We start from the raw sequence: 15,893 nt of genomic DNA, 5'->3' as shown, positions 1-15,893 counted from the left end.
GGATGGCTCAAACACAAGCGAAAAAGGCCGGGATCGCCTTTACAGGTTGTTCATGGCCTCTTTCGGCTCATCACGGCGCTCTGTGCTTGGTGGGCTGGAAAGCGTGCTGGCCGCAGAACTGATGGGAGTTATGGCTGAACGGTGTACGCCGCCCGCAACACTTCGGCCACTTCGGGGCGGGTAAATTCGGCAGGAAGACTCTCTCCGGCCCGCAGCTTTTCGCGCACCTTGGTGCCGCTGAGAACCAGATGGTGGCTGCTGTCGTGGGGGCAGGTGCGGGGGCTGACCAGTTGGCCGCAGGTCTGGCAATAGAACGTATGCTCGAACTTCAGAATCTGGATGCCGAGTTCCTGCGCCGTATAAGTCCCAAAAATCTCCTGCGCGTCGTAGGTGCCGTAATAGCTGCCCACGCCTGCATGGTCGCGGCCCACGATGAAATGCGTGACGCCGTAGTTGCGCCGGGACAGGGCGTGCAAAATCGCCTCACGCGGTCCGGCGTAGCGCATGGCCGCCGGGTACACGCTGAGCAGGGTGCGGGCCTGCGGGTAATAGCGGTCCAGCAGGACTTCATATGCCTCTACGCGGGTGTGTGCGGGTACGTCGTCGCCCTTGGTGGTGCCCACAAGTGGGTGCAGCAGCAGCCCATCGACCAGTTCCAGCGCCACTTTTTGCAGGTACTCGTGCGCCCGGTGAATCGGGTTGCGCGTCTGGAAAGCCACGCTGGAGCGCCAGCCCCGCGCCTCTATGACCTCGCGCACCTCGGCGGGCGTGCGGTGGTGGCGGGCAAACGCTCCACGCGGCACTTCGAACAGGGCCACCGGGCCGCTGAGGTTCACGTCGCCCTGCGCCAGGAGCGCCGCCACGCCGGGGTGGGCCGGGTCTTCGGTGCGGTAGACCTCGCGGGATTCCAGCCCTTTCTGGGCGTCAAATTGCTCCTGAACGTCGATCCAGCCCACAGCCTCGCCGCTGCGGGTCAGCACCACACGGCCCTGATACGCGCCTGCCTCTTCCCGTCGCACCGGCAGCGTGATCGGAATGCTCCACGGCGTGCCATCGGCCAACCGCAGGTGCTCGATGATGCTGAGGTAATCGGCCTCGTTCACAAACCCCGTCAGCGGCGAATAGGCCCCGGTTGCCAGCATTTCAAGGTCGGCGTAGGCGCGGTCATCCAGTTCCAGTTGCGGGAGGCCCAGCAGTTCGGCGGCGTCAAAGTCATGTCCGGCACGGCGAATTCGGTTGACCAGAACTCCGCCGAGGGGCGCGGGGAGGGTGGCGGTGGGATCGGTGGGCAGCAGGATGGTCATGGGGGGTCCTTGTGGGCGAGTCTGGAGGTTAAGGTGGATAAAACAGGTCAACTATTCCGGTATTAAAAAAGCCCTGAACATCGGGTCATGGTCATACAGCGGCAGAAATAAACCTTCACAGCTTGCCTTCTCCGGCCCACAGGCCACATTCGGTCTTGCCCTTGCCTGCCCAGCGGCCTGCACGGGCGTCCTCTCCGGGTTTCACGGCGCGGGTGCAGGGCCAGCAGCCGATGCTCAGAAAGCCGTCAAAGTACAGCGGATTCACGGGCAATTCGTGGGCGGCGGCGTAGGCTTCCAGCTCTTCCCGCGTCCAGAAGGCCAGCGGGTTGATCTTGCGGCGCGGCCCTTCCTCTACAAAAGGAATATCGGCGCGGGTGCTGGCCTGATCACGGCTGCGGGCATTCAGCAGGGCCGAGGGCGCACGCTGGCGCAGGTAGGTTTGCAGGGGGGCCACCTTCCGCACGGCGCAGCAGGCATCGGGGTCGGCGGCGTACAGCGTGGGGTCGGTCTGGCCGTCTTCGGGCGTGGCTCCCGCATTCAGCGTCACGAAGGTCATCTGCGGGTAGCGGGCGGCCAACTGGTCACGGGTGCTCAGCGTTTCGGGAAAGTGGTAGCCCGTGTCCACGAACACCACCTCACCCGTGTAGCCCGCCCGCGCCGCCAGATCCAGCAGCACCACGCCATTCAGATTGAAGGCGCTGGGCATGATCAGGTCGGGATGGGTTCGCAGTGCCCAGCGAATCACGTCCAACGGATCAGTCTGGGCATCGAAGGCGGGCGCAAACACCGCACCGTTTTGCGTGGGCCGTTCCTCCAGCGCGGTCATAGAAGAACAGGTTCCCGCAGTCCGGCCAATGGGCGCAGCAGATTCAGGCATTCCTCCACGCTCAGGCGGTCTGTTCGCAGGTGCAGATCAGGCGCGGTGGGCGCTTCATAGGGATCGGAAACGCCCGTAAAGTGCGCGATTTCTCCGGCGATGGCCTTCAGATAGAGGCCCTTCACATCGCGTTCGGTCACGGTTTCCAGCGGCGCGTCCACAAAGATTTCGGCGGCGTTGGGAAGGGCGGCCAGCACCTCGCGCCGGGTATCGGCATAAGGACTGATGGCGCTGACCAGCACCGTGACGCCGTGCCGCGCCAGCAGGCCCGCCACGAACGCGATCCGCCGAACATTGGTATCCCGGTCAGCCCTGGAAAAGCCGAGGCCCTTGCTGAGATTCTCGCGCACCGCGTCGCCGTCCAGCAGTTCGGTCTTCACACCTGCGGCCAGCAATTCGGCGTGCAGCGCAGAGGCCAGCGTGCTTTTGCCTGCGCCCGACAGCCCGGTGAACCACAGCACCCGGCCTTCAGTCGCCGCCGAACTCATGCCAGCACTCCTTCGGGCACCTGGCTTTCGGTCAGCACGGTATCGGGCAAAAAGTGGCTCTGGCCCACGCGGTCAGCGTATTCCACAAAGCTCTCGCCCGCGCTCTTGTGGGCCTTGAAGTCGCTGATCACGCGGTCGGTGTATTCGGTCAGGCGGGTGGCGGGCACGATGCCTTTCAGCTTGGCCCCGAGGCGCTCGGCCTGCCCGATGCTGCCTGCCAGATGCACGTTGTAGACCTCTTCGGTGATCTCTGCGCCGCTCTCGTCTTTGCGGATGCGCTGCGCTCCCATGAAGCCGAGGTCGGCCACCTGATAGCGCGTGCAGGCGTTCGAGCAGCCCGTCAGGTTGATCACGAAGGGCACGTCCAGATCGGCGTGCTTGGGTTCGAGTTCATCGATCATGCCCGCCACCCGCGCCTTGGTTTCCGTGAGGGCGAGGCGGCAAAACTGCGTGCCCGTGCAGGCAATCGTGGTGCCGCGCAGGGTGGCTTTGGGGGCCAGTTCCAGCAGGGCCAGCTCTGCGACCAGTGCGTCTACCTCTTCGGTTTGCACGTGCGGAATCATCATGTTCTGGAAGGCGGTGGTCCGCAGAACGCCCTTACCGTAGCGCTCCGACAGGTCTGCGAGGGCGCGGGCTTTGTCGGGGTTGATGCGGCCCACGGTGGTGGACAGCACCACGTAATTCAGGCCGTCACGCTGCGGGTTCACGCCCAGTACATCGCTGCCGCCGAAGCGGGCCACGGGTGCGGCGGGGCCGTCCTGCAATTTGTAGCCGAGGTAGTCCGTTTCCACGATCTCGCGGAATTTTTCGGGGCCGAGGTCTTTGATCAGGTACTTCAGGCGGCTCTTTTTGCGGTTCTGGCGGTAGCCGTGGTCGCGGTAGGCTCCGGTGATGGCGCGGCCCACCTCGATGACCTGATCGGGCCGGATAAACACGCCCAACCGCTTGGCAAGGTGCGCCACTGCGCCGAGGCCGCCGCCGACCCACACGTCAAATCCGACCTCTCCATTCACTTCATGGGCCAGAAAGCCGATGTCGTTGATGTGGTGGATGCCTTCCAGTTCGGGGGTGGCCGTGATGCTGATCTTGAACTTGCGGGGCAGGTCTTCAAATTCCTTGTTACCGCTGAGGCTGCCTTCCATCGCGGCGGCCAGCGGGCGAACGTCGATGCGCTCGCGGGCGTCCAGTCCGGCCAGCGGCGAGGCGATCACGGCCCGCACGGTGTCTCCGCAGGCTCCACGGGTATGCAGCCCCACCGTTTCCAGCCGGTTCAGAATGTCGGGAATATCCTGAATTCGCAGCCAGTGAAACTGGAACGCCTGACGGTCAGTCACGTCCAGCAGCCCGCGCCCGTAGTCCTCGGCAATGCCCGCCACCACACGCAGGGTCGCTGCGCTCAGTTCGGCGGTGGGCACCTTCACGCGCATCATCAGAAAGCCGTCTTCCTGTGGGCGCTGAGGATAGACCCCGGCCCATTTCAGCAGGTCGATCTTTTCGGGGTCGATCTGGCCCGCCGCCGCGTACTGCGGAATCAGGTCGAAGATTTCAAAGGGGGGCAGTTCTTTTTTCAGGGTTTCGATGTCAGACATGGCAGATTCCTTTGGTGGGCGGTGATCGGATTTGGGAAGACTTTAGCGGCTCAGGACGGCGTAGCGCAGGCGGCGGTACTGGAAGTACATCAGGCAGCCCACACAGATTTTTTGAGAGAGGTTCAGGGCGGCCAGAGCCACGACCATCAGGCCCAGGACCGTGCCCAGCACCGTCAGGCCAGCGGCACCACTGAGGCCCGCTGCCAGCAGGAATACTCCGCCTACGCCCTGTGCAAAGTGATGGGCACGGGGGTCTTCTTCCACCACTTCGGGTTTCAGGCCCAGCACTGGCCCCAGCATTCGGTAAGTCGCCTGCAGCGGCGAGAGTTCGGGGCGCACCGCACCGAGCAACATGGCCGCGCCCAGAGCCAACAGCAGCACAAAGGCAACGCTAGAAAATGCGACCAGCACGAGGCCCAGCAGTGTTACGCCCACCACTGTCCACTGGTTGAACCGCAGCGCCGCGAGGTCGGTTCGGGCGGCCAACTTCGGGGCAGGAGCGCTTGGGGAAGAAGGCAGAACCGTCATGCCCCCAGCATAGAGCATTAGATGACAAGAATACTCAACTTGTCTGCTTTTCGGGTGCGGCGGTGATGGGGGTGGAGAGGTGGGTGGGGCGAGTCTGAGGGCGGCGTTTTGCTCTATGAGTTCAGCAGGGAGCGGGGGGCATCACCCCCCAGTCGGCTTCGCCGCCAGCCCCCCTTAAGGGGAGCACCCAGCCCTTGTCCTCCCCTTAAGGGGGGGCGTTGCGCCAGCAACGGGGGGGTAGGTTGCCCACCTCCCCAACAATCAAGACAAGAATCAAGAATTGAACCCTGTCCTCAGCCCCGACCTTCCCCCGCTCAGGCGTTCGGCTTCAGCAGGTGGCCCAGGCAGTGGCCGTAGCTCACGCCCTGCCGCGCATCGATCACCAGATCATGCACACTGAACTCTTGCAGCACGGCCAGCATCGCGTCTCGCATGCGCGTATAGATGGTGTTGCGGGCGTGGCAGCGCTCCTGTTCTACACATTCCTCGTGCCAGTTCAGGCTGATACAGCTCAGCGGCGCAACGGGGCCGTCGATGGCCCGCACGACCTCGCACAGGGAAATAAGCTGAGGCTTGCGGGCCAGCGCGTAGCCGCCGCCGATACCTTTTTTGCTCTTGACCACGCCCTTGGCAGTCAGGGCGGCCAGGATTCTGACCAGATACGGGCGGTGGATTCCAGTGGCCTCGCTGATCTCATCGCTGGAAATCCAGCGTGCAGTCTGAATCCCGGCCTGACCTGAGGGCGACTCGGTGGCGGATGGCTCGGTCACTGGCGGCAAGCCATGTTGAAGGCCCAGATAGCCCAGTGCCTGAAAAGCGTAAACGTCGGTGGCCGAAAGCCGCATAGCCGCCAGTGTAGCGCGGCAGTGCCCGATTCAAGTTGCCCCTGATTGGCCTGCCTTCAGCTTTTGCCGCCCTCTGCTGCCGTGTTAGCCTGCTTTCCAATGTCTCAGCCCGCACTTCCCCTTCCGACGCTGCCTGCTTTTGCCGCCGCCGTGACCGAGCGCACCCGTACCCTTCAGACCCGGCTGTGTGTGGGCCTCGACCCCCGCGCCGACGCCTACCGCGACACGGCGCACCTGCGGCTGCATACGCTGGATGTGCTGGAAGCCACCGCGCCTTTTGCCGCCTGCGTCAAGCCTCAACTGGCTTTTTTCGAGGCGCTGGGCCTGCCGGGTTTCGCCCTGCTGGAAGAGGTCTGTGCGCTGGCCCGCACGCTGGGTTTGCCCATTATTCTGGACGGCAAGCGTGGCGATATCGGCAGCACCGCCGAAGCCTATGCCCGTGCGTGGCTGGGCGGCCCCCACGCCGGAGACGCCCTGACGGTCAATCCATTTCTGGGCTTTGCCACCCTGACCCCGTTCGTGGAGGCGGCGCGGGCCAATGACGGCGGCATTTTCGTGCTCGTTAAGACCAGTAACCCCGATCAGAACGATGTGCAGGGCAGCGGCATCAGCGAGCGGGTGGCCGTGGAAGTGGCCCGCCTGAATGCCGAGGAGGAGGGAGAGGCCGGAACCTATGCCAGCGTGGGCGCAGTGGTCGGGGCCACCCATCCCCGCGACCTTGCCACCTTCCGTGCCCTGATGCCCCGCGCCCTGCTGCTGTTGCCCGGACTGGGCGCACAGGGAGCCGCCGCCGCCGATCTCGCGCCCGCCTTTCATGCGGGGGGCACGGGCGCACTTGCCAGCGCCAGCCGGGGCGTGCAGTATGCGGCTGGATCAGGTGCGGCTGGGCTGGATGTGGCGGCGAGTGCGGCGGCGGCGCGGCGGTTCCGGGATGAACTGAACGGGGTGCTGGAACTCTAGCGCAACCCCGCCAGCATCCGCTCCACATCTTCTCCTGTCGTGTAGTGCGCGATGCTGGCCCGCACGATGCCTTCTGGATACACGCCCAGATCCTTGAGGGGCTGCACGGCATAAAAGTGCCCCGCGCCCACATCTACGCCGCGTGCGCTGAGGCTCTCGGCAGTCTGGGCCGGGGTCTGACCCTCTACCCGGAAGGCCACCGTTCCCACCCGGCCTTCTGCGCTTTGTGGGCCGTATACCGTGACACCGGGCGTGTGCAGCAGTCCTTCCAGCATGTGCTTCAGCACAGGCCGTTCCAGGTCGGTGATGCGGGTGGAGGCGGCCTGCAAAGCGGCGCGGTTCAGGCTCTGGCCCCCGCCCAGTTCGCGCAGATAATCCAGAGTTCCCAGCCAGCCTGCCAGCAGTTCAAAGGGCGGCGTGCCGTGTTCCATGCCCGTAATATCGCCGTCCGGCACAAAACTCAGCTTGGGCCAGGGCAATTGCCCGCGCAGTTCGGGCCGAATCCACAGCGCCCCCAGGTGCGGCCCCCAGACCTTGTAGGGGCTGAACGACACGAAGTCCGCGCCCCAGGTCTGCACATCGGGAAAGCTGTGTGGGGCGGCATGAACTGCGTCCACGATTGTCCAGGCTCCGGCAGCGCGGGCCAGCGCCGCAACTTCTGGAATGTTCACGGTCACGCCCAGCACGTTGCTGGCGGCGGTCACGGCCACCAGGCGAGTCCGGGGCGTCAGCAGGGCTTGCAGATCCTCCAGATGCAGGCGCATATCCGGCTGGCGGGCGTGCCACACCCGCACGGTGACGCCCACGCGCTCCAGTTCGCGCCACGGGCTGGCGTTGGCTTCGTGCTCCAGACCGCTCAGGATCACCTCGTCACCCGGTCCCCACAGCCGCCCGAACGCCGCTGCCAGCCGGAAATTCAGGGCGGTGGCACTTGGTCCCAGCGCCACATCGGGGGCTTCGGCATTCAAAAACAGGGCAGTGGCGGCCCGCGCCCGCGTTTTGAGGTCCAGCACCGCCTGCCCGGGCGCGTGGCTGGGCATGGCGTTGGTGGCCCCAAACTGCGTCAGGTGCGCCGTGATGGCTTCAATACTTCGCCGGGGCAGCAGCCCGCCCGCCGCGTTGTCGAGGTAAGCCCGCCCCTGCGAAAGCGGCGGGAACTGGTCGCGGAGGGCGTGCAGCGCAAACGGCAGGGTATCCGGGGAAGGCATGGGGAAAGGATACGGCGTGGGCGAGAAAATGTGGGCTTGGGGGAAGGTCTACCGATCTGCTTACGCGCCCCTACCTTCGCCGCTGCACCAGCCACAGCACCGCGCCCCCCACCAGCAGGCCCCACACGGCGCTTCCCACGCCCCACACCGTGACCCCGCTGGCGGTAATCGCAAAGGTCAGAAAGGCCGCTTCTCGCCCGCGCTCCTCGCCCAGTGCGGCCACCAGACTGCTGAGGGCCGTCCCCACCAAGGCCAGCCCCGCCAGCGCTGACACCACCGCCACCGGAATCGCCGCCACCGCGCCCACCAACCAGCCCGCGAACACGCCCAGCAGCAGATAAAAGAAGGCCGCACTGAGGCTGGCAGGCCAGCGCCGCGCCGGGTCGGGGTGGGCTTCTTCTCCGGCAGAGATGGCCGCCGTAATGGCCGCCAGATTGGTGGAGTGCCCGCCGAAGGGGGCTGCCAGCAGACTCCCGATGCCGGACGCCGTGATCAGCGGACTGGCCGGAACGCGCCCGAATCCGCACGCCCGCAGCACCGCCAGTCCCGGCAACTGCTGAGAAGCCAGCGTCAGGATGGTCATGGGCAGGGCCAACGTGAGGGCGGCCCGCACGCTGAATGCGGGGGTCGTCCAGACCAGGGTGCCAAAAAGAGACGTGCTGGACAGATTGATCGGCCCGACCATGCCTGCTGCCAGCGACAGGCCCGCGCCTACCACCAGCGCCGCCGGAACGGCCCAGCGTGCAAAGGCGACGCGGCCCACCAGAAATACGGCCAACATGCCCCCCACCGGAAGCGGGGCCAGAGGCAAGGCCCGGAATGCGCCCAGCACGAAGGGCAGCAGCACGCCCGCCAACAGCGCATTTGCCAGGGCAGGTGGCAGGCGCGACGTGACCCGCTCGAACGCGCCCGAGACGCCCAGCGCCACCATGACCACGGCGCTCAGCACATACGCGCCCAGCACCTCGGCATAGGTCAGGCTGTGTGCGGCAGCAATCGAGGCCACCAGCGCCAGCCCCGGCGTACTCCAGGCCATGCTGATCGGTGCCCGCGTGCGCCATGTCAGTGCCGCGCCTGAAATTCCGATGGCAAGGTAGCAGGCCAGAACCCAACTGGCCGTCTGACCGGAAGACAGGCCGAAATCTCGCGCCGCACCGACTAATAGGCCGATACTGCTGGCCGCCCCCACCAACACCACCACAAAACCGGCAATGCCCGCGCCCGCCGACCAATCGCGCCGCAGGTCAGCCAGAGTGGTGCGCCGTGCCGCGATGCTCAAGCTGGGGCCGAACCGTTGTTCACCGCTTTGCCGCCCACCCACACGCCGCCTGCACCTGTGGCGGTGGGCACAAACTGCGCCGTGAGCCGTGCAAATCGTCCGGGTTGCCGCTGTGCCCCGCGAATGGTTTCCGCGCCCGCTGGCACTTGGTCCCGTGCGGCCAGCACACCCACCAGACAGGCGAACATATTGGAACTCGCGGCGTCCTCGGTGAAGCCCTTCAGTGGCCCGAAGGCCCGGAAACTCACGTCTTCGCGGCCTTCCGATTCCAGCGCATACAGGATCAGCCCTGTGGTATCGGTGGCCCGGTTCAGGTCAGAAATGGCTGCCGAATCGGGCGTGAAGGCGTCCAGTGCCGCGAGACTCTGCACCTGAATCACCAGATTGGCGCGGCCCGCCGAGGCTGTATGCGCCGTTCCAGACAGGCCAACAGGGGAGAGATCGGCCTGAATCTGCGCCGCCGTCACGTCGCCCTGAAGCAGCAGCCACTCGCCGCCGCACAACTGCGCCCCTACGCTCTGGCCGCCCATCTGCACCTCGGTCACGTCAGCAATCTGGCCCGCTGCAAACAGGTGGGCCAGGGCCGCCACTGCCGCCGAATCGCTTTCACCCTTTTCGCGGGTGGGCGTAAAGATGCGTAAGCTGACGCCCGAAAAATCCGCTGACTGAATGAAGGCGCTCAGCGGCGCGGCGGCCTCCTTCGCCTGAGCCTGAAGGTCGCCCGCCGCCGTGGCGAAGACGGTGACGGTTTTGCCCACAGGTGGGAAGACGCGGTAGGAGGTCGCCTGTTGGGGGGCAGTGGAGTTGGGGGCTGGGTCGGCGCTCACGGGTTAGAGGGTAGCGTGTGGCGGGGGCGGGGCAGACCGACTCTTCTGTATTTCTCCGAGTTCAAGGCCCAGCGCTCATGCCCCACGGCCCTTCCTACGCGCTCACCCATTCCCGCAAGACCTGTTCCAGATGCGCGTCGTCGAGTTCGTCGTGTTCGGCCAGTGCCTTGATGTGGTCGGTTACGCGGCGCAGGGCGTCTTCGCCGTAGTGCAGGCCCAGTTCGCGGGCGCGGTGGCCGATGGCGTGCTTGCCCGTGACCTTGCTGGCGGCCTGAATGCGGCGGCCCACGCCGAACACCCCCGGCGGAATGGCCTCGTATGCGCCGGGATTCAGATAAATGGCCTTCAGGTGCATTCCGGCCTTGTGGTTATAGGCAAATTCTCCGGTCAGGTAGTTGTTCCACGGAATCGGCAGATCCACCATGCGGGCAATCATGCGGTCCAGTTCGGGCAGAAGTTCCAGATTGTACTTTTCGGTGAGGCCCTGCGGATCGAAGGTGAACATGCGGGCCAGAAATCCGCCCAGCGGCGTGATGCCGTTGCGTTCTCCGATGCCCAGAATGGTCGTGTCGATGTGCGTGGCCCCGGCTTCTACGGCCTCATAAGCGTTGCTGATCGCGCAGCCGGTGTCGTTGTGGCCGTGAAACTCGATGCCGCAGCCGTCATGAATCACCTTGCGAACCTCGCGCACCAGCGTGTAGACCTGCCGGGGCGTGGCGACCCCCACGGTATCGGCCAGGCCCACCCGGTGGACGCCCAACTTGGAGACCGCCGCGTACACGGCCATCAGGTCGGCTTCCTCGCTGCGGAAGGTGTCTTCGGCACTGAAACGAATTTGCAGGTCCGGGCGGTTGGTTTTGATCCATCCGATCACTTCCTGCGCGGCCTCGATGATCTGCCCGATGTTCTTGCCGTGACTGAATTCGCGCAGAAAACTGCTGGTGCCGAACAGCAGATCCAGGCCGTCTACGCCCGTGTCTACGGCCCGCTGTACGTCTTCCATATGGCAGCGCACATGGGTCAGGATTTTGGCCCTCAGCCCCAGCCCGGTCAGTTGCCGGATGTCGGCCTGGGTCTGGGCGCTGACCATCGGGGTCGTGACCTCGATGAATTCCACCCCGAAGGCGTCGAGGGCGCGGGCAATCTCGATCTTGTCGGCAGTTTTGAAGTTGCCCCGCGCAAACTGCTCGCCTTCCCGCAGCGTGGAATCGATGATGGCCCACGAATGCGCGGGAATCAGCGGCGTGTAGATGGTGTCAGCGTCGGCGGCAGGGGGGGCATCATGGGTCATGGGTATCTCTGCCCCGGATTCTGGACGTTCACTTAATGAATGTCAAGTTTGTTGGGCAGATGATTTTCAATTGAAATGTGTTTGGGGGGTTGTGAAGGCCTTCAGGACTTGCCAGCCGAGGGAACCGGGATGGCCGCAGGCGTGCCCATGACCTCCTGATACACCTCGCGTACCGTCTGCACCATCCGGGCCTCATTGCCCGCGCCGCTCAGATCGAGCAGCGTGACCACCTCACCGGGTTCCAGGTTGGCGTTGCTGCACGCCCGCAACAGCGCGTAATGCACCACGCTGGTGCCGGGGCGTGCGCCGCCTGCCGGAGTCCAGGCCTGCCGGAGCCGGGGCATCAGCGCGGCTGCAAAGCGCGTGATCTCATCGTCGTTGCGCTTGAGTTCCTTGTGCAGCAGGCCCACTGAGCGCACCCCCACGTAATGCAGCAGGCTGGCGAGGCGCTGCGGGCGTTCCGGGTCAGACCAGTGAGACAGCAGGCGCACGCCCAGCGCCCGCGCCACCGCCGTATCCAGATCACGCACGGGCGGCAGCGTCAGCAGATGGGTCATGCTCTGGGCATCGATAAACACGTCGTCGGGGGCGCTTGCCACCCGTTCGGGCAGGGTGGCCGCATAATCGCGGGTCATGCGGTGCAGGGCCATGAATTCCTCATCGGCCATCTCCAGCAGGCCCGCCAACCGGTAAAAGCGGCGGCGCACCTCACGCGGCACGGCGTCGCGGTTTTTGTAGCCCAGGTCATGCTCTATCTCGGCCCAGGCGTGCTGCAAAATAGAGCGAATCTGCACCTCGAATCTGGCCCCCGCGAGCTGTCCACCCGCCTGTCCCTGTAAGCCGTCTTCGGGCACGCGCACCACGTAATGCACGCCCATGTAACCGAATCTGTCGGGGTCGTGCATCTTGGATTTGTCTATCGAATGGTTCCAGTCCACCTCATGGTTTTTTTCGATCAGGCGCGAGACCACGCCCACATCCGACTCGAAATAGGTGATGACGCGCACGGCCACCAGATCGGTCACGTCGTCCAGCGAGTCGTAGCGGCCCGCCTTGCGCCGCAGCTTGTCTTCCAGACTTCCCACCCGTTTGACGCGCCCGGTGATGTGATGGATGTTCAGGCCCGCCGCTGTCAGCAGGCGCGTGGTATGGGCCACCGCCGCGTCTCTGAGTGCCTCGTAGTCCGGCATCGCTTCCCGGTAAGCCCGCAGCAGATCGTCATTCATGGGTGCAGTCATGATAGGACAGCCAGAGGGGACAGGAGAGGATTTGTAAAGTTTTCTACATCCCCCGGTTCTCACTTGCGGCGCACATCCGGCCCGCCGCCTGCCGTGCTAGACCCTGCCGTATGCCGTTGTCGTCCCGTTCTGTTCTGATGTTCGCTCTGCTCGCCGCCCCGCTCACTTCCGCTGCCCGCGTTGCCCCGGACGTTTTTGTGGCCTACCCGCCTGCCGATTACCGCGTCGCTTTCGACCACGTGATTCTGGAAGGCAGCGTGACGCCGGGAGCCACCCTGAAGGTCAGCGGGCAGGCCGCGCCTGTGGGGGCAGATGGGCTGTTCATGCTGTGGTGGCCGCTGCGGGTCGGCACCAACGATCTGCGGCTGGTGGCCTCGGTGGGTGGGCAGACGGGCAGCCGAACCCTGAGGGTGGTGCGGACGGTGCCCCGTACCCTGCCTGCCACGCTCACAGCCATCGACCGGGAGAGTCTGACCCCCCGCGAACACCGCGAATTCTGGGACGCCGCCGCCGATTCTCCCGCCGAGCGCAGCATTCTGGTCAGTTTCCGGGGGTCGCCGGGGGGCCGGGCCACCTTCCGGCTGGCGGGGGGCGGGATTCAGCCTATGCAGGAGGGACCAGCGGGCCAGTATTCGGCCACCTACACGCTGCCAGCCGCCGCCCGCGTGCAGAATGCCGCCTTCACAGTGTCGCTCACGGGACGCGATGGACGCACCACCGCCGCCGCCGCTCCCGGACGCCTGACCAGTACGGCGGCTGGCCCCCGCACCGCCAGCCAGCGCCCCGATACGGTGCCGGGTCTGGGCCTCAACGACGCGGGCAACGTGCTGACCACCCTGACCGGAGAACCGCTGCTGTATCCCCGCGAAGGCATGACCTTTGCGGCAGTCGGGCGGCAGGGCAATGACCTGCGTGTGAGGCTGGCCCCCGGCGTGTCGGCGCTGGTCACGGCGACGCAGGTGGCCCTGACGCCCGCCGCGCCGCGTGTGGGCGCGGCAGGAGCCATTACGCTGGAGGGTCTGCCCGCTGCCCCTTCCGTCCTACCAGAAGTCGAAATCCTGCCTGTGCCTCCTGCTCCAGCTCCTACTTCTGTGCCCGTCCCTGCTCCGGTTCCCACCGATCCGGCCTCCGCTCTACCGGAACTGGTCCCGCAACCCACCCGCCCCAAACAGGTCAGCCTCCAGCCAGCCGCGCCGCCTCCAGTTACGCCGCCTCCGGGCAATGTGCCCACTCCCACACTGCCCACCCCCGCCGCGCCTACAAGTGACCTGCGGGTGCGGGTGCCCCTGAATGGCCTGCGCGTGCCCTTCACGATGGAACAATCCGGCGACGGGCGCAGGCTGACGCTGACGCTGTACGGCCTGTCTGCGCCGCCTGCGCTGAATGCCCTCCCCACCGACCCGCTGCTCTCGCGCCTCACGGTCGTGCCTGCCGGGGTGGGGGTTTCCCGCCTGATCCTGGAGCTGACCTCGGCGCAGGCATGGGGCTTCGGGGCCAACTACGACGGCGCAGACCTGCTGCTGACAGTGCGACGCCCGCCTACGCTGAACGCAACTCAACCCCTGGCCGGACGCACTATCACGCTTGATCCGGGTCACGGCGGCACGCAGTGGGGCGGGGCCGGAAGTCTGCGCGTACCCGAAAAAGGCCTGACCTTGCCCATCGCCCTGCGTGCCGCCGAACTGCTGCGGGCACAGGGGGCCACCGTAAATCTGACCCGCACGGGCGACCTCACACTGGGCCTGTATGAACGCGGAGAGGCCGCCGAAACTGCCCGCGCCGATCTGCTGGTGTCTATCCACGCCAACGCCCTCCCCGATGGACGCGACCCACGCGGCATTCGGGGGCCGGAAGTGTACTTCACGCACCCGCAGGCGCAGGGTGTGGCAGCCCAGATTCTGGCCTCTATCCGCCGCATCCTGCCCGATCTCGGCCCCGGCGCAGGCCTGAAGCCCGGCGCAAATCTGGCCCTGACCCGCCCCACCACGCAGCCCAGCCTCCTGATCGAAACCGCCTACCTGACCGACCCCGGCAACCTGCGGATCTTGATGGACAGGGGCGGTCAGGAACGGCTGGCACAGGCCATAGCCGAGGGAATCGCGGCGTTTTATGCGGGGCAAAACTAGGGAGGGAGTCGTGGGTTGGAGGGAGGGCGCGGGAGTGTGGGCTTCTGGCGTCTCTGCTTCCGGTCTCTCTCTGCTATCAGCCCCCCGTCACACTTGCGCCGTACTCTGGAGGTATGCCCCCGCGCCCTGCCCTGCTTGTTGCCCTGCTGCTCTGGCCCACGCTGGGATTTGGGGCCGCTGCACTGCCCGAACTGCCGCCGCAGACCGAGAACTGGCAGCCCATTTTTGTGCAGCCCGCGCCGATTCCGGTGGGAAGTTCGTCTGACGCCCTAAGAAGTTCTCCCGGCGCAGTGGCCGTTCCAGCCGGACTGACCGCCCTCCTGACCGCGCCGCGCAGTGTGGCTGGGCGTGTGCCGCTGAGCCTCAAAGTGACCAACGCCGGTAACGCCGCCGTGCAGCTTGGTGCAGCCCGCGACAACGACCAGAACTGCGCCGTTGCGCCGCTGGTGCGGGTGCTGCGGGTAGGCACGCGGGAAGTGGTCTATCCGGTGGCCGGAGAACCCAGATTGTGCGCCCAGGATTTCCGCACTGACGCGGCGGGCGCGGGCGAGGCCGTGACCTATACCCGTGACCTTGAGTTGTTGCCCGGGGAGTACATGATCGAGGGCTGGTTCGCGGGTTCGGTCAATGCCGCGCCTGCCAAACTTTCAGCCCAACCGGTGCGGGTGACGGTGCGGTGATGAGGCCACAGTTTGCAAGAGGACTGGCGCTGCTGCTGATGCCTGCTCTGCTGAGTGGGTGCGCCGTGCTTGGCGGGTTGCGTGGGCCGGGTGCTGCCCCTGTGCCGCCGCCCGCTTCTGCTCCTGCTGAATTGCCGCCCATTTCACCCGGCAGTCAGTCCGGCAATCAGCCCAATTCCACGCCCTCCAAACCGCTGATGGAAGTCCCGGCCCCTGTCAATTCCACACCCGCCACCCCCGGCCTGATCGCCCTTGCCAGCGCCTCTGCCGACGTCAAGGGCGTGACCGTGACGCTGGGAATTCGCAATTCCGGCAGCCGCCCCGTGACCTTCCGCTATACGCCGCAGGTCAACTGGGGGTCGTGCGAGTTGCCTCCGCTGGTGGCGATTGTGCGCGGCGATGGCAAAGCAGTAGCTGCGCCCAGCACGGGCGGGCGCATCGGCTGCACCGAAATTCTGCTGACGCGCACGCTGGCTCCCGGCGATACCCTGACCCTCAAGCGCCTGCTGCCGCCCCTGACGCTGGGAACTTACCGCCTGACCGCGTGGCTGGACGCCGAATCCGCCGGAATGCCGATGCGGGTGCAGGCCGAACCGGTGGCGCTGGTGGTGCGCTGAGATGTGGCGGCGCTGCTTCTCTGATCTGCGGCGCTG

15 protein-coding genes are annotated in these 15,893 nt (G+C 65.9%); 4 read left to right on the top strand and 11 right to left on the bottom strand.

What is annotated here, in order from left to right; all coding sequences use genetic code 11:
* Positions 1-128: 128 nt before the first annotated feature.
* The 6 genes from sat to F561_RS0100920 form a co-directional block, all read right to left on the bottom strand.
* Entirely contained in the window at positions 129-1,304 is a 1,176-nt protein-coding gene (gene sat, locus F561_RS0100945) for a sulfate adenylyltransferase (protein WP_019008057.1), read from the bottom strand.
* 115 nt (positions 1,305-1,419) lie between these two features.
* Positions 1,420-2,130, bottom strand: coding sequence for a phosphoadenylyl-sulfate reductase (locus F561_RS0100940; protein ID WP_019008056.1), 711 nt, complete (start codon positions 2,128-2,130; stop codon positions 1,420-1,422).
* Positions 2,127-2,669, bottom strand: a complete 543-nt coding sequence (gene cysC / locus F561_RS0100935) for an adenylyl-sulfate kinase (protein ID WP_019008055.1) — start codon at positions 2,667-2,669, stop codon at positions 2,127-2,129. Before cysC ends, F561_RS0100940 begins: the two co-directional genes overlap by 4 nt.
* Positions 2,666-4,258, bottom strand: a complete 1,593-nt coding sequence (locus F561_RS0100930) for a nitrite/sulfite reductase (RefSeq protein WP_019008054.1) — start codon at positions 4,256-4,258, stop codon at positions 2,666-2,668. The genes cysC and F561_RS0100930 overlap by 4 nt, the downstream gene beginning before the upstream one ends.
* A gap of 42 nt (positions 4,259-4,300) precedes the next feature.
* Positions 4,301-4,786: a DUF4395 domain-containing protein gene (locus F561_RS0100925; RefSeq protein WP_157451437.1), complete on the bottom strand. Its 486-nt coding sequence runs from the start codon at positions 4,784-4,786 to the stop codon at positions 4,301-4,303.
* A 314-nt stretch (positions 4,787-5,100) separates the two neighbouring features.
* Entirely contained in the window at positions 5,101-5,631 is a 531-nt protein-coding gene (locus F561_RS0100920; RefSeq protein WP_019008052.1) for an Rrf2 family transcriptional regulator, read from the bottom strand.
* 99 nt (positions 5,632-5,730) lie between these two features.
* Between F561_RS0100920 and pyrF the strand changes: the two genes are divergently transcribed.
* A complete protein-coding gene (gene pyrF, locus F561_RS0100915) occupies positions 5,731-6,591 on the top strand; it encodes an orotidine-5'-phosphate decarboxylase (RefSeq protein ID WP_019008051.1) in 861 nt (286 codons plus the stop codon).
* Here the strand turns inward: pyrF and F561_RS0100910 are convergent.
* The 5 genes from F561_RS0100910 to F561_RS24455 form a co-directional block, all read right to left on the bottom strand.
* Positions 6,588-7,799 (bottom strand): cysteine desulfurase-like protein, encoded by a 1,212-nt coding sequence (locus F561_RS0100910; protein ID WP_019008050.1) that lies wholly within the window; start codon positions 7,797-7,799, stop codon positions 6,588-6,590. The genes pyrF and F561_RS0100910 overlap by 4 nt on opposite strands.
* 70 nt (positions 7,800-7,869) lie before the next feature.
* Positions 7,870-9,120, bottom strand: a complete 1,251-nt coding sequence (locus F561_RS0100905; RefSeq protein ID WP_245556396.1) for a benzoate/H(+) symporter BenE family transporter — start codon at positions 9,118-9,120, stop codon at positions 7,870-7,872.
* Positions 9,075-9,905: a PhzF family phenazine biosynthesis protein gene (locus tag F561_RS24460; RefSeq protein ID WP_245556395.1), complete on the bottom strand. Its 831-nt coding sequence runs from the start codon at positions 9,903-9,905 to the stop codon at positions 9,075-9,077. The genes F561_RS0100905 and F561_RS24460 overlap by 46 nt, the downstream gene beginning before the upstream one ends.
* Positions 9,906-9,999: 94 nt before the next feature.
* Complete coding sequence (gene lysS, locus F561_RS0100895) at positions 10,000-11,196, bottom strand: homocitrate synthase (RefSeq protein WP_019008047.1); 1,197 nt, start codon at positions 11,194-11,196, stop codon at positions 10,000-10,002.
* Between the two features lie 101 nt (positions 11,197-11,297).
* A complete protein-coding gene (locus F561_RS24455) occupies positions 11,298-12,422 on the bottom strand; it encodes a GTP pyrophosphokinase (protein ID WP_019008046.1) in 1,125 nt (374 codons plus the stop codon).
* 149 nt (positions 12,423-12,571) lie between these two features.
* Between F561_RS24455 and F561_RS0100885 the strand changes: the two genes are divergently transcribed.
* The 3 genes from F561_RS0100885 (at position 12,572) to F561_RS24450 (ending at position 15,857) form a co-directional block, all read left to right on the top strand.
* Positions 12,572-14,560, top strand: coding sequence for an N-acetylmuramoyl-L-alanine amidase family protein (locus tag F561_RS0100885; protein WP_245556394.1), 1,989 nt, complete (start codon positions 12,572-12,574; stop codon positions 14,558-14,560).
* Positions 14,561-14,673: 113 nt separating this feature from the next.
* On the top strand, positions 14,674-15,240 hold the full coding sequence (locus tag F561_RS0100880; RefSeq protein WP_019008044.1) for a hypothetical protein: 567 nt from the start codon (positions 14,674-14,676) through the stop codon (positions 15,238-15,240).
* On the top strand, positions 15,240-15,857 hold the full coding sequence (locus F561_RS24450) for a hypothetical protein (RefSeq protein ID WP_019008043.1): 618 nt from the start codon (positions 15,240-15,242) through the stop codon (positions 15,855-15,857). The genes F561_RS0100880 and F561_RS24450 overlap by 1 nt, the downstream gene beginning before the upstream one ends.
* Positions 15,858-15,893: the final 36 nt, after the last annotated feature.

The organism is Deinococcus aquatilis DSM 23025 (assembly GCF_000378445.1).
Taxonomy (GTDB): Bacteria; Deinococcota; Deinococci; order Deinococcales; family Deinococcaceae; genus Deinococcus; species Deinococcus aquatilis.
Note: the sequence above shows the minus strand (reverse complement) of the source record. Positions and strands in the feature narration are given on the sequence as shown.

Excerpts from the sequence above, each read along its gene's own strand:
- F561_RS0100940 (WP_019008056.1), bottom strand. The coding sequence starts at position 2,130 with ATGACCGCGCTGGAGGAACGGCCCACGCAAAACGGTGCGGTGTTTGCG.
- F561_RS0100880 (WP_019008044.1), top strand. The coding sequence starts at position 14,674 with ATGCCCCCGCGCCCTGCCCTGCTTGTTGCCCTGCTGCTCTGGCCCACG.
- F561_RS0100885 (WP_245556394.1), top strand. The coding sequence starts at position 12,572 with ATGTTCGCTCTGCTCGCCGCCCCGCTCACTTCCGCTGCCCGCGTTGCC.
- F561_RS0100910 (WP_019008050.1), bottom strand. The coding sequence starts at position 7,799 with ATGCCTTCCCCGGATACCCTGCCGTTTGCGCTGCACGCCCTCCGCGAC.
- cysC (WP_019008055.1), bottom strand. The coding sequence starts at position 2,669 with ATGAGTTCGGCGGCGACTGAAGGCCGGGTGCTGTGGTTCACCGGGCTG.
- F561_RS24455 (WP_019008046.1), bottom strand. The coding sequence starts at position 12,422 with ATGAATGACGATCTGCTGCGGGCTTACCGGGAAGCGATGCCGGACTAC.
- F561_RS0100920 (WP_019008052.1), bottom strand. The coding sequence starts at position 5,631 with ATGCGGCTTTCGGCCACCGACGTTTACGCTTTTCAGGCACTGGGCTAT.
- F561_RS0100925 (WP_157451437.1), bottom strand. The coding sequence starts at position 4,786 with ATGACGGTTCTGCCTTCTTCCCCAAGCGCTCCTGCCCCGAAGTTGGCC.
- F561_RS0100930 (WP_019008054.1), bottom strand. The coding sequence starts at position 4,258 with ATGTCTGACATCGAAACCCTGAAAAAAGAACTGCCCCCCTTTGAAATC.
- sat (WP_019008057.1), bottom strand. The coding sequence starts at position 1,304 with ATGACCATCCTGCTGCCCACCGATCCCACCGCCACCCTCCCCGCGCCC.
- pyrF (WP_019008051.1), top strand. The coding sequence starts at position 5,731 with ATGTCTCAGCCCGCACTTCCCCTTCCGACGCTGCCTGCTTTTGCCGCC.
- F561_RS24450 (WP_019008043.1), top strand. The coding sequence starts at position 15,240 with ATGAGGCCACAGTTTGCAAGAGGACTGGCGCTGCTGCTGATGCCTGCT.
- lysS (WP_019008047.1), bottom strand. The coding sequence starts at position 11,196 with ATGACCCATGATGCCCCCCCTGCCGCCGACGCTGACACCATCTACACG.